Here is an 18,498-nt window from a genome sequence, read left to right as displayed (position 1 = left end):
TTTCCGTTTTGATGCCTAATGTATATAGCCTGGTGTTGACCAGTATACCTCAGCAGACTGTGATATCTGCTAAAACGTGCATCTTCAATTTTTAGATGCAAATTTTGGATAACGGATAACCTAAAACACTAAAAGAACCGCATGGTACGGAAAAGTAAGAGACGTTTACCTGATAATATACCGAGCGGGAAGAATGAGTTCAACCATGAATGACGTAATACTGCAGCAGTAGCCATTCCGTTGTTATTCCTTTCAATATTGTTTCTATACATCAAACGCGGACACTTCCTTCAGGGAGAGTCCGTATAGTGTATTAAAAACTACTCATCATAAGGTCAATCTTGCCAAACAATTCGCCAACGCCTAACGCTGCCCAGAGTATAAAAACACCAAGTAAGAATTTTACAATTCCAGGGATTGAGAGGTTTGTCTTTTCTTTAAGCATGGCACTCAAAGGAGGGAAGTATACCAAAGAAAGAAGAAGAAGAAAAATACCGAAACCAAGATCGTTTCCCCAGAAAACATTAACCAAGCCGATCGCGATAACAGCGATGCCAAACAGCCAGCTGATCAAGTTCAAAACAATTGAATTGTTGTTCATCGTTGCTTCAGATTTGTTATTCATAATTATTGATGATTAGATATTGTCTGATTTATAAATTCAAATAGTTGATTCATGTCAACTATCTGTTTCGATGTAAAGATATTTAAAAGTACTTTGAGTTTCAAAGTTAAGTTGAAGAAATATTTAAAAAGCTCTTTTTTACACTGGAACGGGGACAATTTTTAGCGCTTTTCGTTGCAGGAGGCCGGGACTTAACTTACTATCTGGCATTTCTGCGGATGAGAGGAGTGTGCAAACAATACTTGTAAAATAGGAGAGGAGTTTAGTCCACGGCATGCTTCATGAAGCGAAAGTGCTATTACTTTCAAGTGGATAACAGATAAAGTATAAGCTATATACAGGCACGCTGTATATAGCTTATAAAGTTGACAAAGGCTGGTAGGTTCTGAATGACGAATTATTACTTCACAATTTTTTGAACGTGTTGCACGCCACCCTGGTTGATCTTGAAGAGATATACTCCTGTATGCTGGTCAGCAAGGGAAATTGTACTCTTTCCGGAAGTTACTGTAGTAAAAATCATTTTACCTTGGGCATTGAAAATTTCAAGTGTATATGTACTCTTAAGTTTAGGCTCGACAACCACCTGAGATGTAGCGGGATTAGGGTATAACTTGAAGTTTTGCGACACAGGCTCTTCCGAACTCAATACATTATTTTTACAATCTTCTATACTGGTGGATGGAGTAATTCCTGTTTCGCCTCCGGAGCAATGTCCACAAACATCAAACGAAGCAGTTCCGTTGGCCGTACCATGACAATCAACACCGGCTTGAATAAATTTCGAAAGCAGTCTTATATAGTTGATCTGGTAACCATTACTATTTTCCGTTACTTCCCATGAATTCAGCGGCCACGAAGTGTTAAAATCCTTATATGATTTTTGAGCAGGCTGTCCTTTAGGAGGAGTTATACTTTCCGTATTGCAACCTGCGTTTCCTGGGCATACGCCATCCCAGTTATAGCTTGGGTTGGCACCACCCGTAACAAATCCGGGAGCCGGTCCATAGAGAGATGTTCCAACGCGATCCCATTTCGCACTTCCGTTAGCAAACCAGGTATGATAGAATTCATTCACGCAATTTTCTGCGCCATAGTCATACATGTTGGAGAGGTATACTATGTTTAGCGGGTTCACGCCATGTATATAGTGAATGTATGTCTCTGAAGCCTCACGTGCTTCCTGGTTTCGGGAGAGATCAACGTTGTAATTGATCAGGTCAGTGAAAATTAATCCTTGCAATGATTTCATCGAATTGCTACCCCAGCCATACGCATTTATATAAGCCAGGTAAGGATCTGTGTGATTTTGATGTGCCAGGAAATGATCGCTGGTATTGAGCGTATTTTTATACGTAGTAATGATTTTGTCAGCGACTGTAGGATCTACATTGGGCAACGTTGTATAGTATAGCAATACTTCGTTGTTTGAAGCTTCATAGAGCGAATTCCAACCCCACTCGATGAGATGTACTTTTGTATAATTTGCTTCGATGAAGTCTTTATATTTTTGATCGAGTGTGATCTCATACAGAAAACAAGCAGCCTTCAGCTTCGCTATAAATCTTCCGTAATCATCAGTCTCTTGTTGACCAGCGCCAACTCCGGATGTACCGGAAGCAGCATCGTTGTTCTTGAATAAAACATTTGGATTCGCTACGCCCCAATCCCAAGCCTTGATAGCACTTGTTTTTAATTGTAATGCATAGTCTGTTAAACCACGTTCGCCAAAAACTTTAGAAGAAAACGCATAGGCGGCTGCCGTGTTCAGCGTAGCCGATGTACTCGCGGTACCATATACACTTTGTCCGGTAGCAGAGGAGGGTGGACTTGCATGCGCACAGCCTATTATACTCACGACACCTCCGTCTTGCTGTTGCAATCTCAACAGATGATCAATGCCCCATTTAACTTCATCCAGAAGATCCGGTATACCATTGCCAGACTCCGGTATATTATAGTCGTCAGTCCAGATTCCCGGTGCTTCTAAATAGGACCTGAGAAAATCAACTACATAGCCTGCTGTCCAGTTTGTATATCGATTAAAGTCTCCCGCATCATACCATGCACCTGAAAGATCCATCTCTTTCGAAGCGTTGGTTTTCTCATTATAAGGCCGCGCATTTTTATCTTGTAGAGGTCCTAAGTGACTGGCGCCATCTGCCCAACCAGTGCCTGCATAGCGCGCCTCTTTCGCATAGCCAGCCCGTTGATAAAAGAAGGATCGCATCGCATGACGTAAAACACTATTGTAAATAGTAGGAGAGATGTCGAATCCATATGAACGCACATTCTTGTCTATATCCAGAATATAGTAACTGCCAGGTGAAGTCACGGCAGAAAAATCAAACCACCAGGCTCTGTCTCCCGAAGAATTATCGAGCGCACCTGCATTCCAGGATACGGCAGTGCCGGTCAGCACCGCTTGCCCGGTCTTGGCATCTATCACTGCATAGGAAGATCCCGGAGTAAAAGACTCTGAAGCGTCAAATCCGGTCTCGGGATTACGCACAACGGCTATCTTTTTGGAGGAGGGAAGATAACCAAACTGGTCAACCACAATATACTTGCTGGTGCTTTGACATAACGCTGTCAGCGAAATGCAAAAGCAGAAAAATAAAAGGCTATACCGCAAAAGTAAATTCATAAGATGTGTCGTTAAGAGACATTCAAAACTAACAGCCAAATCGTTTGCAAACACCTTTATTATAGGGTTGTTAACATTCCATGCATGATTTATGAATATTTATATACCCGCGCTTCGGCTGGTAAGAAGAGCATTCTAAACGCTAAACGTCTTCGCAATCTTGAGAATGATTTAAACCGTATTCAAGAATGTAGGCAATATGAATAACTCCGTGGATGGCAATGATTTCATATAATTCAAAAACGTGAATTTTAAACGGTTGGTGCACCCCCTTTTGGTTGCATGTGCAACAGTTCTCGTCTTACACAAGAGGGAAATCCACCTGGCAATCAGATATATAAGTAACAACATGCGAATATTTGTCAATAAAAATTGCATAAAAATTTGCGTAGCTATTTGACTACATTATATTTGTAGTCAAATAGCTACACGATGAATTTGAGACGAGATGTATTTCAGGCCATAGCAGACCCTACCAGAAGAGCTATACTTGTATTGGTTGCTTCGCAATCTATGACGGCAGGTGCAATTGCGTCAAACTTTGATACAGCGAGACCAACAGTTTCAAAACACTTGCAAATCCTTACAGAGTGCGAACTACTTAAGCAGGAGCAAAACGGAAGAGAAATATACTATCATTTAAATCCTAAAAAGATGAAGGAAATAGCAGACTTCATTGAACCCTTTCGCAAGATGTGGGATGACAGGTTCAATAAACTGGAAGCGATCATGAAAAAGTATAAATCAAAAAAATAAGACAACCATGGAGCGAAAAACAAAAATCAATGCCGAAGACGACAAGCAGGAAATCGTGATAACACGGGAATTTGACTTGCCACTCGAACTACTTTTTAAAGCGTATGTAGAACCGGAAATTGTTGAGCAATGGATGGGAACAAAGGTGTTGAAGCTTGAGAGTAAAAAGCACGGTAGCTGGCAATTTGAAACATCGGATGCTAATGGGAATGTAGTGTTCCGGTCGAATGGTGTAATCCATGAGTTTGTACCAAACCAGAAAATCACGCGCACTTTTGAAATGGAGAATACGCCCTTTCCCGTTCAGCTTGAGTTCCTGGAATTTGAAAAACTAACAGACGATACCAGTAAACTCACCATGCAGATAGTATATAAATCTGTTGAATACAGAAATCAAATGTTGAAGTTGCCCTTTGCCCAGGGAATCAATATGGCGCATAACCGATTACAAGACATCGTCAGTAAATTAAAATAACTATATTATGACAAAGAGAAATAAAATCATCTATTGGATTGCTACGCTCTGGCTTTCGTTGGGAATGCTGTCCACTGCAATCGTACAGTTACTCAATATGAAGGAGGAGGTAGAACTTATTAAAGCGTTGGGCTATCCGGTATATTTCCTTACTATACTTGGTGTTTGGAAAATTTTGGGAGTTGTTGCAGTGCTTATACCCAGATCTCCGTTGCTAAAAGAATGGGCTTACGCAGGCTTTTTCTTTGCTATGTCGGGCGCTATATTTTCACATATAGCTTCGGGTGCTCCCACCAAGATAGCCCCAGCGTTGTTACTACTGGTTCTGACCGTGGTATCATGGTATTTCAGACCTGCCGACAGAAAAACTGTTTCAGTTAATCTTAACAATAAATAAAATGAATCCGAAGGTTGATTTCTTTTTTAGTAAAGCCGAAAAGTGGCAGAAAGAATTGGAAAAATTGAGAATGATTGTTCTTGATTGTGATCTGACCGAAGAGTTGAAGTGGGGTGTTCCGTGTTACACGTTTGAAAAAAATAATATCGTGTTGATACATGCATTCAAAGAGTATTGTGCGCTTTTATTTTTTAAGGGTGCCTTGTTAAAGGACAGTAAACATATACTAATCCAACAAACGGAGAACGTGCAGGCAGCGCGCCAGATCCGGTTTACCAATGTTGCTGAAATAGTGAAGAAAGAAAAAGCTCTGAAGGCCTATATATATGAAGCCATAGAAGTAGAGGAGGCTGGTTTAAAAGTAAGTTTTAAAGAGACTAAAGAATTTTCAATGCCTGAGGAATTTCAAAAGAAGTTAGATAAAACTCCTGCGTTGAAAAAAGCCTTTTATGCATTAACACCAGGAAGGCAAAGAGGATATCTTCTTTATTTTTCACAAGCTAAACAATCCAAGACACGAGAGTCCAGAATTGAAAAGTATATACCGCAAATTCTAAAAGGTGAAGGATTAAATGATTAGCCATTAGTCTGACAATAAAAAACTAATTTTAGAGCGTACAGACTGCAAAATATACTGACATGGATATTATACAAGATTCTGAATTTACAATTGTTTCAACGCGCACATTTCATGCGAATATAGATGAAGTATTTCGTGCCTGGACTGACCCTGTATACTTGAAAAATTGGTGGGGACCAAAAGGGTTTACGAATACTTTTAATGAATTCGATCTGCGGCCGGGTGGAAAATGGAGTTTCATTATGCATGGTCCTGATAAGGGAAACTACGTTAATGAATGTGTATTTATAAAAATAGACAAGCCTAATCTCATCGCCTGGAATCGTCTCTCAAAACCAATCTTTCAGGTTGTAGCTTTATTTGATAAGCAGACTGACGATAAAACCAACGTGACGTTCAAGATGATTTTTGATTCGCCTAAAGAATACGAGACCATCCGGAAGTTTGCACCGGAGAAGAACGAAGAAAACTTCGATCGTCTTGAAAAAGAGTTGGAAAAAATAAAATCATTGACCTAATATAGTATATATGAGCAAAGGCAATAAAAAGAAGTTGTCATTGGAGCAACGTGAAGAGTTACTCAGTGTATTGAAAAAACGCTTTGAGAAAAACATGAGTCGTCATAAAGGTATTGATTGGGCGGATGTGGATGCGAGGCTGGAGGCCAATACTGAAAAGCTATGGTCGCTCAGTGAAATGGAAAGAACGGGTGGCGAACCGGATGTTGTTGGTTACGATAAAAAGGCCGATGAATATATTTTTTACGATTGTTCAGCGGAGAGCCCCAAAGACCGCAGGAGTGTTTGCTACGATCGTGAAGCGCTCGATTCAAGGAAAGAAAATAAACCCAAGGACAGTGCTATAGATCTGGCAGATGCCTTCGGCATTGAACTTTTGACAGAGGAGGAATACCGGGCATTGCAAAAACTTGGAAAGTTTGATACGAAAACATCAAGTTGGGTGAAGACACCTGCAGCCATTCGAAAACTTGGCGGTGCGCTTTTTTGCGACTGCCGTTATGATCATGTCTTCCTGTATCACAATGGCGCAGAATCGTACTACGCTGCCAGAGGATTTCGAGGCTCGTTAAGAGTTTAGATGAACATATATCTGCCGGTGACGATTTTCCATCCAGCTTAGAAAGTTGTGAGATTTCTCTTTGTTGATCAATAATTTGTCTGGCGTTTCAATGACCAGCTTAACATATAGTTTGCGCAGGAAATAATGCTCCACTTCTTTAATCGCCTTGAAGTTTACCAGGTATTGACGGTTTACGCGGAAGAATTGCTTGGGTGAAATGGTGCTGGTAATCTGATCGAGAGACTGGTTGAGCGTAAACTCCTGCCGGTCGAAACACATAATGGATGTTGTATCATTACGAATAAAGAAGAATGCAATATTGTCTATCTGGACAGTGGTATATTTTTGATTCTTAAAGACGAGGAAACTGGTTTTACCAGTGGGTGGGCTAAGTTTTGAAAGTAAAACTTCCAGGTCTGGTGTTGATTTTTGTTGAAAGAAGTTCCGGAGTTCATCTACCTTCGTGAGCGCCTCGCGGATGTCTTCTTTTGAAGCCGGTTTAACAATATAGTCTATACCGTTGCTGTTGAATGCGTCAAGCGAGTACTCATCGTATGCGGTGCAAAATATCACCGGACATTTTATTTTAACTGCCTTAAATATTTCGAAGCAGAGGCCATCTGCGAGCTGAACATCCATGAAGATTAAATCCGGTTCAACGCCTTGCGTGAGTGCTTCCACGGAACGTTCTATACTTTGATATTGACCTATTAATTTAGCTTCGGGTTTTATATCAACGATCATATTCTGTAGTGACTTGGCAGTTTTCAGTTCGTCCTCGATGATGATGAAATTCATAAATCAGCGGAAGTTTTACTGCGCCTAATCATTAAGTAACATTTAAGGTTTAAGTTATTGCCCGTTTCTAAACTGCACAGCGTATTTTTTAAGCCGTATATCGTATGCCTGATTTATGGCAACAGATTAAATACAGACTTAACAAGTCAGGTGCTGCGGAGCGAAGCAAATCTGTTTTATATAGCGTTCACATCGGTCATAAGCTTAAGCGATAGGTCACCGACCTTTATCTGATGTTTAGGGAAATGGAAACACCTTGATTCCTGTACGGTTATGCCCTGTTTTTCTGTTAGAACACCTTAATCACCCGGCCAAATGGCAAGATTTCCCTTCCAGTAGCTGACATCTTAAAGTCACGTTCTAAAAAGAGATTCTTTTGGCGAAAATGTCCGAACTCTTGTCATTTTATTAAAATGGGACTCTGCAAACGATTTTATATTGATTTCAAACGATTGAATAGACAAATGCCCCCTTAAAAATAGCAACTTACACCCCTTGAATTTTGAAGAATGAGCGAAGTTTGTTTACAAATTCCTGATCCTCAGTAAAGAAATGATACGCCAACCTGTCACCGGCCGTCTCTTTAGTCCTCCGATATGGGGGGCTCATTTCTTATGCCGAGCGATTCCTGCACATAGTCAATCACTTCATTTTTAAATAACAAACCCCAAAAACTATGACTAGAAATAGATCGCCTTCTTACGCATAATCAAAAAAGTGTCTTTAATACACCTATTAAGCGATTACAAGATACTGGCCAAGCCATGCTTGGCTTACTCCAACACTGTCAAGGTGTTGATTCTTAATTACCCAACCCCTAAATCCTAAACATGAAATCAAATTTACTGATGTCAGAAAGAAGATTGGGCTTTCTCCTTTTTGAAGGACGCACCCTGATCATCTTACTGTTATGCCTGCTTGTGGCAGGCGCGAGTTACGCTCAGCAGAACGCCACGGAACGTACGATTTCCGGAACGATTCTCGATGAGAGCGGGGCAGGGATGCCAGGCGTAAGCATTCTGATATCCGGAACCAGTACCGGTACCCGGAGTGATGCCGATGGAGCATTCAAATTGATAGTTCCCTCTGATCGGGATGTATTGCACATCACCTTTATTGGCTATACAACACAAGATATAACGGTTGGATCGCAGACTATAATTAACATCACGATGATGCCGGATATCCAATCGTTGCAAGAGGTAGTCGTTGTCGGGTATGGTGTTCAGAAAAAAGAAAGCATGGTGAGCGCTGTCACAAGCGTATCACCTGAAAGTCTTAAATCTCCAACGGGTAACCTTACCAATGCAATTGCCGGACGCGTAGCGGGTGTTATAGCCTATCAAACCAGCGGCGAGCCAGGGTTAGGTACCGATAATTCTGCGTTTTTCATCAGAGGTCTTTCCAGTTTTGGAAGCGGTAAAGTAAATCCACTTATCCTCATTGATAATATAGAGTCAAGTGCCACTGATCTGGCGCGTTTGCAAACTGACGACATCGCGAGTTTTTCGGTATTGAAAGATGCCTCTGCGGCCGCGGTATATGGATCGCGTGGTGCGAACGGTGTCATCCTGGTAACAACAAAATTAGGTATACCCGGCAAAGCCCGCTATAAATTCCGCATGGAGAATACGGTCTCCTCCAATACCAGAAATTATCAGTTAACCGATAACATCTCCTATATGCGGGATGCTAATGAGGCAACCCTCACAAGAAATCCTGCTACTGCGGTGCCTTATGGTGAAAACAAAATAAACCATACGCTCGCAGGAGACGATCCTAATCTATACCCCAGCAACAACTGGCTCAAACAAATGATTAAGGATTATACCGTGAACCAACGCTACAACCTGAATATATCCGGTGGAAGTGAGAACGCTTCCTACTATATCGCGGGAACGTACAATGTTGATAATGGTGTATTGAAAATTGATCCGATCAATGATTTCAATAGTAACATCAAGCTTCGAAATTATTCCATCCGCAGCAATATCAATATCAATTTTACGAAAACAACAGAATTTATTCTGCGACTCTACGGACAGTTTGATGACTACCGTGGACCTGTAGGTGGAGGAGCCATTGCATTCCGGAATGCTCTGTCCGCTAATCCGGTTATGTTTCCGGCAGTATATCCCAAATCAAAATTACCCTATATAAATCACCCGTTGTTTGGTTCTGTACCCACACAAGGTTCGGGTTCATTAACAGGGGGATTGTTTTTGAATCCATATGCTGAGATGGTCAGAGGTTACCAGGTATATAAATCATCCAATATCAATCCGCAGATAGAACTCCGGCAGGATCTTGAATTTATAACCCCAGGGCTAAGCGCCAGCGCGATGGGGTATATTCAGCGATATTCATTTTACTCGGTTGCCCGTGCCTATAACCCTTTCTTCTATACTGCAAATATAGACCCGATTGATCCTTCTCAATATACAGTATCGGTATTGAACAATGGCGCACAGGGCTCTGCGTTTCAACCGACCGGAACAGAGTATCTGGGATACGCGGAGTTACCCAAGGAAGTAACGTCCAAAATATATCTTCAGGCTTCGATTAACTATGCGAGAACTTTCGATAAGCATGAAGTTAGCGGCTTGCTAACGGGATTCGTTTCAAGTTTTGAAGCTGGCAATGCAGGCAGTGTCGTTTCATCGTTGCCACAACGTAATACAGTTTTGGCAGGTAGGGTTACCTACGGTTATGATAGTAAATACCTGGCTGAATTTAACTTTGGATACAATGGATCAGAACGTTTTTCAGAGAAGAATCGCTTTGGATTTTTCCCATCGATTGGCGTTGCCTACAATGTATCGAATGAATCATTCTTCGAACCACTCAAGAATACTGTATCCGAGCTTAAGTTTAGATTTAGCTATGGACTTGTAGGAAATGATCAGATCGGAGATGTCAACGACAGGTTCTTCTATCTTTCGGATGTAAATGCCAACGACAATACTTTTGGAGCCACCTTCGGTACTGCGATTGGTACACCGGCCTACTTTAGACCAGGGTATAGAATCAACCGCTACGGAAATGATAACATCGCCTGGGAAGTATCGAGGCAGTCAAATCTTGGCGTTGATTTTACTTTGTTCAATTCACTCTCTGTTGTTGCCAACGCATTTAAAACGAAGCGTTCAAATATATACTTTCCTAACCCGAATATAGAATCTGCACAAGGGCTCACCAGTGTTCCTTCTGCAAACTACGGATCAGGCGAAACACGTGGTATAGATCTTTCTATGGATTATTCTACATCCATCGGCTCTGATCTATCACTGACTATATCTGGTACATTTACCTATGCCACAAGCAAGGTTACAAAGAATGAACAGATTCAATATAGCTCCGAGCTGGCACACCTATCACGGAAAGGTTATTCATTCTCCCAAGGATGGGGATATATAGCCGAGCGCTTATTTATCGATGATGAAGAAGTTGCCAACTCTCCAGATCAGTCATTCTTTGGTAGTGATGTACGAGCAGGCGATATAAAATATCGCGACATTAATGGTGATAAAGTAATCAACGGTGATGACGTAGTTGCCATTGGTTATCCAACTCAACCGGAGATTGTATATGGTATAGGCCCTTCCATGACCTACAAGCGATTGGACTTTGGTTTTATGTTCCAGGGTGCTGCACGCTCAACATTCTTCATCGATCCGCTAAAAACTTCTCCATTCATTCAGTTCGGTGGATATAATCAGCGGGGAGATATAGTATTGGGTACTGGCTTTCAAAACGGAGAACTGGACGCTATTCAGAAAGACCACTGGTCAGAAGAGAATCCCAACCCATATGCATTCTGGCCACGCTTAAGTAATCAGATCGAATGGAATAATATACAACGTTCTACCTGGTGGATGCGCAACGGAAGTTTCATTCGTCTAAAAACCGTAACGATAGGATATACATTTCCTCCAATAGCCAAGCTGTTTGATTTACAGCCGCGTCTTTACTTCTCTGCCAATAATCTTTTCGCTGTCAGCAACTTTAAGCTTTGGGATGTTGAGATGGGAGGCAATGGCTTAGGCTATCCGGTGCAGCGAATATATATGGTCGGACTTCAGCTCGACTTTTAACCGAATGAAATTGTGAGTATAAAGAATATACATATGAAGATATATACATGGAGTAATCGAAAAGAACAGAAGGGATATACCTGGAGCGTTTCCTCAGGCTTGTTCCTGCTGGTTGCTGGTTTGATGTTTAGCACGGTGTCTTGCAATGACTATCTGGACGTAGTACCGGATAACGTAACCACATTGGACAATGCGTTCTCATTAAAGAATGAAGCAGAAAAATATCTGTTTACATGCTATTCCTATATTCCCAAGAATGGTGATGGCTGGTTTAATATAGGGATTATGGCAGGTGATGAGATTTGGCTACCACAGACCGACAGAACTTATTGGAACCCGGCTTTCAGAATTGCACAGGGAAATCAGAATAGTAATTCACCACTATTGGATGCCTGGCGTGGATACCAATTTGGTGCATCGGGCGGCAGTGATAAGAGACTCTTCGCAGGACTCCGCAGCTGCAACATCTTTCTGGAAAATGTTCGTAACCCAGGCAAGGTACCGGATCTGACGCTGGACATGCGAACACGATGGATTGGTGAAGTGGAATTTTTAAAAGCATACTACCACTACTATATGCTGCGCATGTATGGTCCGATTCCCATTATCGATGCAAACGTTTCGCTCGATGCCGATGTACAGGCAAGCTATGTATACCGCAGGCCTGTAGATGAATGTGTCAACTATATATCTGCGTTGCTTGACTCTTCCATTGCAAAACTTCCCGATGTGGTTGAAAACGATCTGCAGGAAATGGGAAGAGTGACCAAGCCCATAGCCCTGGCGTTGAAGGCCAAACTTTGGGTGATGGCAGCAAGCCCGTTGTTTAATGGCAACAGCGACTTTGCAGGCTTTACCGGTACGGAGGGAGAGTTGTTGTTTAATCCCGTGTACGACCCCACCAAATGGCAAAAAGCAAAAGAGGCTTGTAAAGCTGCGATCGATGCAGCGGAAGGAGTGGGGCACAAATTACATGAGTATACCAATGATCCTTTTGGACTTGCTGATACTACAAAAATACAACTGAGTGTACGGCAGGCGGTAACGGAGCCCTGGAACACCGAAGTGGTATGGGGAAATTCAAACAGTTACTTCTGGAATTCTAACATGTGCCAAATACTTTTAACGGGTACAAAAGCACAAAACCGTCTTCCAACGCCCGGGGTATGGGAAGCGCCTCTTAAAATTGCAAAGATGTTTTACACTAGCAACGGTGTGCCTATTGAAGAAGACGTCACCTTTAATTTTACAGAGTACGAACAATTACGCAAGGCTACAAAAAACGAGAGCTATAATATAAAAACCGGGTATATAACTGCGCGACTGAATTTTGATCGCGAAAATCGATTTTATGCCGATCTTGGTTTTGATGGTGGCATCTGGTATAAGAAGGATGCACGTAGTGTTGATACTGCATTTTATGCGCAGACAAAATGGGCTGACTTAGGAGGCGCGCCTTCAACCTTGAGCTGGAATGAAACCGGATATTATATTAAGAAGCTGGTGAATTGGGAAATGGTCTTCAGTGATAATGATGGAACGACTTATGGACAATATCCGTGGCCCGAGATTCGTCTTGCTGATCTATACCTTCTATATGCTGAAGCTTTAAACGAAGTAGAGCCTGCTTCTACGGAGGCAATTGTTTACCTGGATAAGATCAGAGCAAGAGCTGGACTTGCCGGTGTTGTTGAATCATGGACGAACTATTCGTCTAACGCAACCAAGTTTGCAACCCAGGATGGACTGCGTGAAATTATACACCGGGAGCGTTTGATCGAACTAGCTTTCGAAGGACACAGGTTCTGGGACCTTCGCCGCTGGAAAAAATCTGCTGAAGAACTTAATAAGGATATAACTGGCTGGAACTATACCGGAACAACAGCCGCAACTTATTATAGGGAGACACACATTTATAGTCAAACCTTTGTAACGCCTCGCGATTATCTCTGGCCAATTGGCGCTGAAGACACACGCAAAAATCCAAAGCTGGTAGAAAATCCAGGCTGGTAATCAGGTCACTTAAAATTTACAACGATGAAAATATATACAATGAAATATTGGCTAATCAGTATAGCAACGCTTCTGCTGGTCAATTCTTGTAACGAAGATCTCAGTTACCGGGAGCCTACTGGTACATCCTCGGGTATTCCTCAGCATGTAACGGAAATACAAGTGAAGAACTTCCCGGGAAAAGCAACTATATCCTACAAGCTTCCGGCAGATCCCAACTTGCTTTATGTCCAAGCAAAGTATGTGCTGGCAAACGGAAAAGAGATGGATGTGAAGTCCTCTTACTTTGTTGATTCCCTTGTAGTGGAAGGTTTTGCTGACACACAAGAGCACGAAATCAAGTTATATACCGTGAATCGTCAGGAGGTTCATTCAGATCCGATTTCTGTTACCGTAAAGCCGCTCACGGCTCCCATCTGGTCGGTGCTGGAGAGTATAGATATACGGGATGCCTTCGGAGGTTACAAGCTTACGGCTGTGAATAAAACGCAGGAAGCCATCGGTATATTAATCATGGAGACGAATGTGTTTGACGAATGGGAAGTAGATAACAACCTCAGTATTTATACTTCAATCGACTCAGTTCTTTCCCAGCGTAGCGGAATGGATACGGTAACACGGCACTTTGCTATTGCTGTTCGCGATCGCTGGAGTAACATCACCGACACTTTATACAAGGACATCAATCCTATATATGAAGTGGAACTCAACACCGCGAATTTCCGGCACTTTCCATTGCCGGGTGATCCGAGTCAACAACCGGGTGCTGCGGTAAGCAATATGTGGGACAAACGTTATGGCTGGCCCGTTAGTTTCAGCAGCCTGGCAGCCGCCACGTTGAATGTTCCTTCAATCGTCACGGTTGATATGGGAGTCTCTGCCAAGCTGAGTAAAGTTTGGATCAGACCTTTCATGGAGCTCAGCAATCTATACTATGGCTTTACAACCTTAAAGCATTTCGAGTTATGGGGCTCAGCCAATCCCAATCAGAGTGGTGCGCTGGATGAGAGTTGGACGTTGCTGGGTAAATATGAATTGAAGAAACCTTCCGGAAGTTCAGGTAACACGGAGACAGCGTCCGATCAGGAAGCGGCTGCCAACGGATTCTTCTACGACATCGATTTGAATGCTCCCAAGATCCGGTATCTGCGCATCCGGTGCCTAGTAAACTGGGCTGGCTCATGTCCGCAAAGTGTTGATGAACTTAAGGTTTTCGGTGACCCTCGCTAAAAGAATGTGTATAGCAGGTTTGATAGTTAAAACCATAAAGAGAAAAATATGAAATATATATATAATACGAGATGCAAATTGGTTAGCGTCATCACTACACTTTGTCTGGTAATACTACTGGTCGCGTGCAGTGATTGGGATGAGTATAAGAAGTATACCCAGGACGGTGAGATAATCTATACCGGTAAATTCGATTCGGTTGTTGTTTTTCCCGGAAAGGAACGCGTGCGACTTTGGGGTACCATTACGCGTGATCCGAAAGTAGAGAAATGTAAAATCTATTGGAACAACTTCCGCGATTCAGTGTTATTTGATATCGATGGATTGAACAATGATTTTATGTTTGATGGAATTTTTGGTGTGGAGGAGGGAACCAAAAGTTTCACGGTATATACCTATGATGCTGCGGGAAATTCATCCGTTGGGGTCACGATAACCGGTAATTCATACGGCAGCCGCTATCGCAATACGCTGTCTAACCGGAGAATAAAATCAATCGGCTATGATGAGGCAGCAACCACTATATATTGGGACTTGATTGATAAAACGCTTGGCCCCGTTCAAATGGAAGTGAGCTATAAAGCGCTCACAGGCGATACCGTTGTGATAACGCCTGCCACTGAAACGACCACTATCTTAAAAGGATTGGACTTTGAGAATGATAGCTTTACATGGCGTACTGTCTTCAGGCCGCTACCGCTTACTCCAAACGTTGTATGCATTGATACGTTCTGTACTAAATATAGTATACGCGGTACACCAAACTTCGTAGAGAAAGAACTGGATCGATCATTATTTGCTGCCGTATCGCTTGCAGGAGATGCTCCGGGAAACGGTGGTGCCGGTGGAGTCGCTGGAATGTGGGACGGAAAAGCACAAAATGCATACGATGGTGCTAACTTTACGGATACAGGTGCAGGAAGTTCTTCACCTCAGATGGTAACATTTGATTTAGGTATAAAGGTTGACCTGACTACGATTACCTTGTATCCATTTCAGGAGTGGTGGGGATCGTATTATGTTTTCTCCACGATCCTGGACTATGAGATATACGGTGCGTCCAACCCTAGCAGCAGCGGAGCATTGGATGAAACCTGGACATTGCTGAACTCCGGAACCATCACGAAGCCTTCCGGTCTTCCAAAGGACAACGAAGATGCAGCGGATAAAGCTGCTGCTATAGCCGGGTTTGCTTTAGCGGTTGACCCGGACGCTCCTAAAGTCAGGTATATACGAATACGGTGCCTTCGAAATTATGAAGCACTTTTTACGGGCAATTCAAATGCTTTTTTCAGCGTTGCTGAAGTAAGGGTATTTGGAATGCTCCCCGAATAAGGACTGTAGTAAAATACCAGTTGTATTGGTAAAACCGACTGGATGAACTTCCGGGAAGCCGTCTCAAAATTTTGAGACGGCTTTTTTATTTAGTGGTGATGATTTTACTTATAGCCTAACAGGCTATATTTAGATTGAAGGCCGTTGTCTGTAAAAATACGTTGGTAAATCAACTTTATAACAAAGAAATGAACAAGGGCGCAAGCGTTCAGCACTGCAGAATGGGAGGTCATTGGAATATTGCAATACTCTACGACAGGTATTATTAATGGTGGAGCACGTGCTGCATTTCCTCCAATGGAAAATGCTGAGTAGGCAACACTTGGTAATTATATAGTTTGAAAATAATAGACACATCCCCCGGTCATTGAACTGACTTGGAGACGTGTTATCCAGAGCCGCCATGAAAGTTGCGACCCTGTATATATCAAAGTGTAACCGTTACGCGAAAGAATGTTGCAGGAATTGACAAGCTGTTTTCATTGCCGCTTTTGTTTTGACTTTGAAATAATGCTTCCAATTCGCGTTGTAGATCACTAGCCTTGCCGTTGTTTTCTGCGGCCTCGAATGCATTCATAGTGGGGCCGTAGTAATTTTTAAACCTTTGCACAAACTCTGCTGTAGAGAAAGGCGCGCTAAATGTAAAGGCATCCGGAACACACGAGATGTTTTCTTTCGGTATACCAGCCTTACCAAAACGCTCGACAACATGGCTCTCTACTCCCCATAACATCGGGCTGATAAATCCTTCCGGAGGAGGAGGCGTATACGCAGAACTGATCTTTAATATTTGTGCGACCAGAGTAGGATCTCCCGGAATCCAATTGCCCATAATAATTCGTCCACCGGGTTTGGTAACACGAACCATTTCCTTTGCTACATCAAAAGGTTTGGGAGCGAACATGGCACCGAATATACTTACAGTAAGGTCGAAAGTATGATCGCTCAACTCGTGCAGATTCGTGGCATCTCCTTCCTGAAAGGTGCAGTTTGTCAGACCGGCAGCCTTGGCCCGAAGGTTTCCTGCCTGAACAAGATTGCTTGCTATATCTACACCTAAAACTTTTGCACCCAGTTGTGCTGCCGGTATTGCCGTAGTGCCATCACCACAGCCGAGGTCAAGAACGTGAAGATCTTTGGTGATTCCGAGTTTGGCTACCAGGGCTGCACCACTGTCGCGCATCGTTTCTGCCAAGCGTGTGAAGTCGCCTTTTTCCCATAATTGTTTGTTTGGATTCATCTTTTTTTAATTTATAGATATATATATAATTAGACTTCAGTCTTATTGAGATAATGTTCTGCTTTCTTGAATTCCTCCTTGCTGATTTCTACAGGTGTTGTCCTATCGGGCGACATACATTATTTCTTAGCCAGTGTCAAAATTACTTACTTCTTGCTGTTATGATGTTGCTTAACGGTTCAGAGATATGACTGAACGGTTCATTCGGCGCTGGACGCAGCTTGCGATTACGTCAACGAATTAACCTCTTTTCATGATATTTTGTAACTTAGTCAGCAGAAGTATATGGTAAACTTTTACGAACGGGTTTTACAGCAGCCTAACTACTATCGCCAATTTAATTGCAGTGATTCATTGATCACGGTTTTTAATTGTCCATTGGAGGCGCGACTCATGAAGTCACGGTTTGCTGATCTATGGAGCCAGTATAATTATCTGTTTTACGTTGTGGAGGGAAGGAAAATCTGGCATACCGCGCATAAGCATTATGCTATCGGTAAAGAAACTTGTGTGTTTGTTCGAAAGGGCGCCTGGATATTTGAGAACTTTCTGGAAGAAGGATTTTGTGTTGTCCTGTTTTTTATTCCTGACGATTTCATTTGCAATACATTAAAAGCAAAATTAAAACCGCTTGATACTACGCCTACACAAATTGAACCCGTTATTATAGTGGATCAAAGCGATCCGTTGTCTGCATTTTTTCTTTCAGTCTCTTCGTATTTCAGTGAAACGCATGAGCCGGATCCATCACTACTGGAATTAAAATTTAAAGAACTTATTCTTACCGTTGCAGACAATCCGAAGAACGGTGAATTGTTGTCCTATTTTTGCTCGTTGTTACATGAACCACAATATATATCGTTGCAACGAGTAATGGATGAAAACTATTGTTTCAATCTCAAGATGGAGGAGTATGCGCAGTTAACCAATAGAAGTCTGTCCACCTTCAAAAGAGATTTTCAGAAGGTATATAAAACCGCACCTGGAAAATGGCTATTGGAGCAGAGACTAAATCATGCGCTTCGCCTTTTGAATGATCGCCATAAAACGATAAGTGAAACGTCTTTCGAGAGTGGCTTCGAAAACGTGTCTCATTTCAGTCGTTCTTTTAAAAAACGTTTTGGTGTTGCGCCTTCCGCCATCAGACAGGAAAACGCATTGAATCTGTAGCGTATTTCATTTGGAATTATGGTAAATATAGGTTAGCCTGAATTTCATCATTTAGCTA

General features: G+C 42.3%; 15 protein-coding genes. 11 read left to right on the top strand and 4 right to left on the bottom strand.

Features of this window, described 5'->3' with window-relative positions:
- Nucleotides 1-313: 313 nt before the first annotated feature.
- Nucleotides 314-625, bottom strand: a complete 312-nt coding sequence (locus B5Y40_RS22435) for a hypothetical protein (RefSeq protein WP_143785884.1) — start codon at nucleotides 623-625, stop codon at nucleotides 314-316.
- Between the two features lie 400 nt (nucleotides 626-1,025).
- Nucleotides 1,026-3,272: a glycoside hydrolase family 9 protein gene (locus B5Y40_RS22430; RefSeq protein ID WP_079689072.1), complete on the bottom strand. Its 2,247-nt coding sequence runs from the start codon at nucleotides 3,270-3,272 to the stop codon at nucleotides 1,026-1,028.
- Nucleotides 3,273-3,704: 432 nt separating this feature from the next.
- Between B5Y40_RS22430 and B5Y40_RS22425 the strand changes: the two genes are divergently transcribed.
- The 6 genes from B5Y40_RS22425 to B5Y40_RS22400 are packed head-to-tail and all read left to right on the top strand — an operon-like array spanning nucleotide 3,705 to nucleotide 6,578.
- Entirely contained in the window at nucleotides 3,705-4,028 is a 324-nt protein-coding gene (locus tag B5Y40_RS22425; RefSeq protein ID WP_079689071.1) for an ArsR/SmtB family transcription factor, read from the top strand.
- Nucleotides 4,029-4,035: 7 nt separating this feature from the next.
- Complete coding sequence (locus B5Y40_RS22420; RefSeq protein ID WP_079689070.1) at nucleotides 4,036-4,503, top strand: SRPBCC family protein; 468 nt, start codon at nucleotides 4,036-4,038, stop codon at nucleotides 4,501-4,503.
- A 7-nt stretch (nucleotides 4,504-4,510) separates the two neighbouring features.
- A complete protein-coding gene (locus B5Y40_RS22415; protein WP_079689069.1) occupies nucleotides 4,511-4,900 on the top strand; it encodes a DoxX family protein in 390 nt (129 codons plus the stop codon).
- Nucleotide 4,901: 1 nt separating this feature from the next.
- A complete protein-coding gene (locus B5Y40_RS22410; protein WP_079689068.1) occupies nucleotides 4,902-5,480 on the top strand; it encodes a YdeI/OmpD-associated family protein in 579 nt (192 codons plus the stop codon).
- Nucleotides 5,481-5,539: 59 nt separating this feature from the next.
- On the top strand, nucleotides 5,540-5,998 hold the full coding sequence (locus B5Y40_RS22405; protein WP_079689067.1) for an SRPBCC family protein: 459 nt from the start codon (nucleotides 5,540-5,542) through the stop codon (nucleotides 5,996-5,998).
- Nucleotides 5,999-6,008: 10 nt separating this feature from the next.
- Nucleotides 6,009-6,578 carry a DUF4256 domain-containing protein gene (locus B5Y40_RS22400; protein ID WP_079689066.1) on the top strand — a complete coding sequence of 190 codons (570 nt, stop codon included), beginning with the start codon at nucleotides 6,009-6,011 and terminating at the stop codon, nucleotides 6,576-6,578.
- Here B5Y40_RS22400 and B5Y40_RS22395 read toward each other — a convergent pair.
- Nucleotides 6,567-7,358 carry a LytR/AlgR family response regulator transcription factor gene (locus tag B5Y40_RS22395; protein ID WP_079689065.1) on the bottom strand — a complete coding sequence of 264 codons (792 nt, stop codon included), beginning with the start codon at nucleotides 7,356-7,358 and terminating at the stop codon, nucleotides 6,567-6,569. The two genes, B5Y40_RS22400 and B5Y40_RS22395, sit on opposite strands and share 12 nt — an antisense overlap.
- 830 nt (nucleotides 7,359-8,188) lie before the next feature.
- Here B5Y40_RS22395 and B5Y40_RS22390 point away from each other — a divergent pair.
- From B5Y40_RS22390 to B5Y40_RS22375, 4 genes are read left to right on the top strand one after another with little or no spacing between them, the layout of a single operon-like run.
- Entirely contained in the window at nucleotides 8,189-11,452 is a 3,264-nt protein-coding gene (locus B5Y40_RS22390; protein ID WP_221408975.1) for a SusC/RagA family TonB-linked outer membrane protein, read from the top strand.
- Between the two features lie 33 nt (nucleotides 11,453-11,485).
- Nucleotides 11,486-13,465, top strand: coding sequence for a RagB/SusD family nutrient uptake outer membrane protein (locus tag B5Y40_RS22385; RefSeq protein ID WP_079689063.1), 1,980 nt, complete (start codon nucleotides 11,486-11,488; stop codon nucleotides 13,463-13,465).
- 24 nt (nucleotides 13,466-13,489) lie between these two features.
- Complete coding sequence (locus tag B5Y40_RS22380) at nucleotides 13,490-14,695, top strand: DUF4959 domain-containing protein (protein ID WP_079689062.1); 1,206 nt, start codon at nucleotides 13,490-13,492, stop codon at nucleotides 14,693-14,695.
- Between the two features lie 48 nt (nucleotides 14,696-14,743).
- Entirely contained in the window at nucleotides 14,744-16,030 is a 1,287-nt protein-coding gene (locus B5Y40_RS22375; protein ID WP_079689061.1) for a DUF4998 domain-containing protein, read from the top strand.
- Nucleotides 16,031-16,457: 427 nt separating this feature from the next.
- Here B5Y40_RS22375 and B5Y40_RS22370 read toward each other — a convergent pair whose 3' ends face one another.
- Nucleotides 16,458-17,270, bottom strand: coding sequence for a class I SAM-dependent methyltransferase (locus B5Y40_RS22370; RefSeq protein ID WP_079689060.1), 813 nt, complete (start codon nucleotides 17,268-17,270; stop codon nucleotides 16,458-16,460).
- Nucleotides 17,271-17,555: 285 nt separating this feature from the next.
- Here B5Y40_RS22370 and B5Y40_RS22365 point away from each other — a divergent pair, with 285 nt between their 5' ends.
- Entirely contained in the window at nucleotides 17,556-18,440 is an 885-nt protein-coding gene (locus B5Y40_RS22365) for a helix-turn-helix domain-containing protein (RefSeq protein ID WP_079689059.1), read from the top strand.
- Nucleotides 18,441-18,498: the final 58 nt, after the last annotated feature.

Source organism: Ohtaekwangia koreensis, assembly GCF_900167975.1.
Taxonomy (GTDB): domain Bacteria; phylum Bacteroidota; class Bacteroidia; order Cytophagales; family Cyclobacteriaceae; genus Ohtaekwangia; species Ohtaekwangia koreensis.
Note: the sequence above shows the minus strand (reverse complement) of the source record. Positions and strands in the feature narration are given on the sequence as shown.

What these genes read in the sequence shown, in the direction of transcription:
- B5Y40_RS22435 (WP_143785884.1), bottom strand. Translation starts at nt 625, where the DNA reads ATGAATAACAAATCTGAAGCAACGATGAACAACAATTCAATTGTTTTG.
- B5Y40_RS22430 (WP_079689072.1), bottom strand. Translation starts at nt 3,272, where the DNA reads ATGAATTTACTTTTGCGGTATAGCCTTTTATTTTTCTGCTTTTGCATT.
- B5Y40_RS22425 (WP_079689071.1), top strand. Translation starts at nt 3,705, where the DNA reads ATGAATTTGAGACGAGATGTATTTCAGGCCATAGCAGACCCTACCAGA.
- B5Y40_RS22420 (WP_079689070.1), top strand. Translation starts at nt 4,036, where the DNA reads ATGGAGCGAAAAACAAAAATCAATGCCGAAGACGACAAGCAGGAAATC.
- B5Y40_RS22415 (WP_079689069.1), top strand. Translation starts at nt 4,511, where the DNA reads ATGACAAAGAGAAATAAAATCATCTATTGGATTGCTACGCTCTGGCTT.
- B5Y40_RS22410 (WP_079689068.1), top strand. Translation starts at nt 4,902, where the DNA reads ATGAATCCGAAGGTTGATTTCTTTTTTAGTAAAGCCGAAAAGTGGCAG.
- B5Y40_RS22405 (WP_079689067.1), top strand. Translation starts at nt 5,540, where the DNA reads ATGGATATTATACAAGATTCTGAATTTACAATTGTTTCAACGCGCACA.
- B5Y40_RS22400 (WP_079689066.1), top strand. Translation starts at nt 6,009, where the DNA reads ATGAGCAAAGGCAATAAAAAGAAGTTGTCATTGGAGCAACGTGAAGAG.
- B5Y40_RS22395 (WP_079689065.1), bottom strand. Translation starts at nt 7,358, where the DNA reads ATGAATTTCATCATCATCGAGGACGAACTGAAAACTGCCAAGTCACTA.
- B5Y40_RS22390 (WP_221408975.1), top strand. Translation starts at nt 8,189, where the DNA reads ATGAAATCAAATTTACTGATGTCAGAAAGAAGATTGGGCTTTCTCCTT.
- B5Y40_RS22385 (WP_079689063.1), top strand. Translation starts at nt 11,486, where the DNA reads ATGAAGATATATACATGGAGTAATCGAAAAGAACAGAAGGGATATACC.
- B5Y40_RS22380 (WP_079689062.1), top strand. Translation starts at nt 13,490, where the DNA reads ATGAAAATATATACAATGAAATATTGGCTAATCAGTATAGCAACGCTT.
- B5Y40_RS22375 (WP_079689061.1), top strand. Translation starts at nt 14,744, where the DNA reads ATGAAATATATATATAATACGAGATGCAAATTGGTTAGCGTCATCACT.
- B5Y40_RS22370 (WP_079689060.1), bottom strand. Translation starts at nt 17,270, where the DNA reads ATGAATCCAAACAAACAATTATGGGAAAAAGGCGACTTCACACGCTTG.
- B5Y40_RS22365 (WP_079689059.1), top strand. Translation starts at nt 17,556, where the DNA reads ATGGTAAACTTTTACGAACGGGTTTTACAGCAGCCTAACTACTATCGC.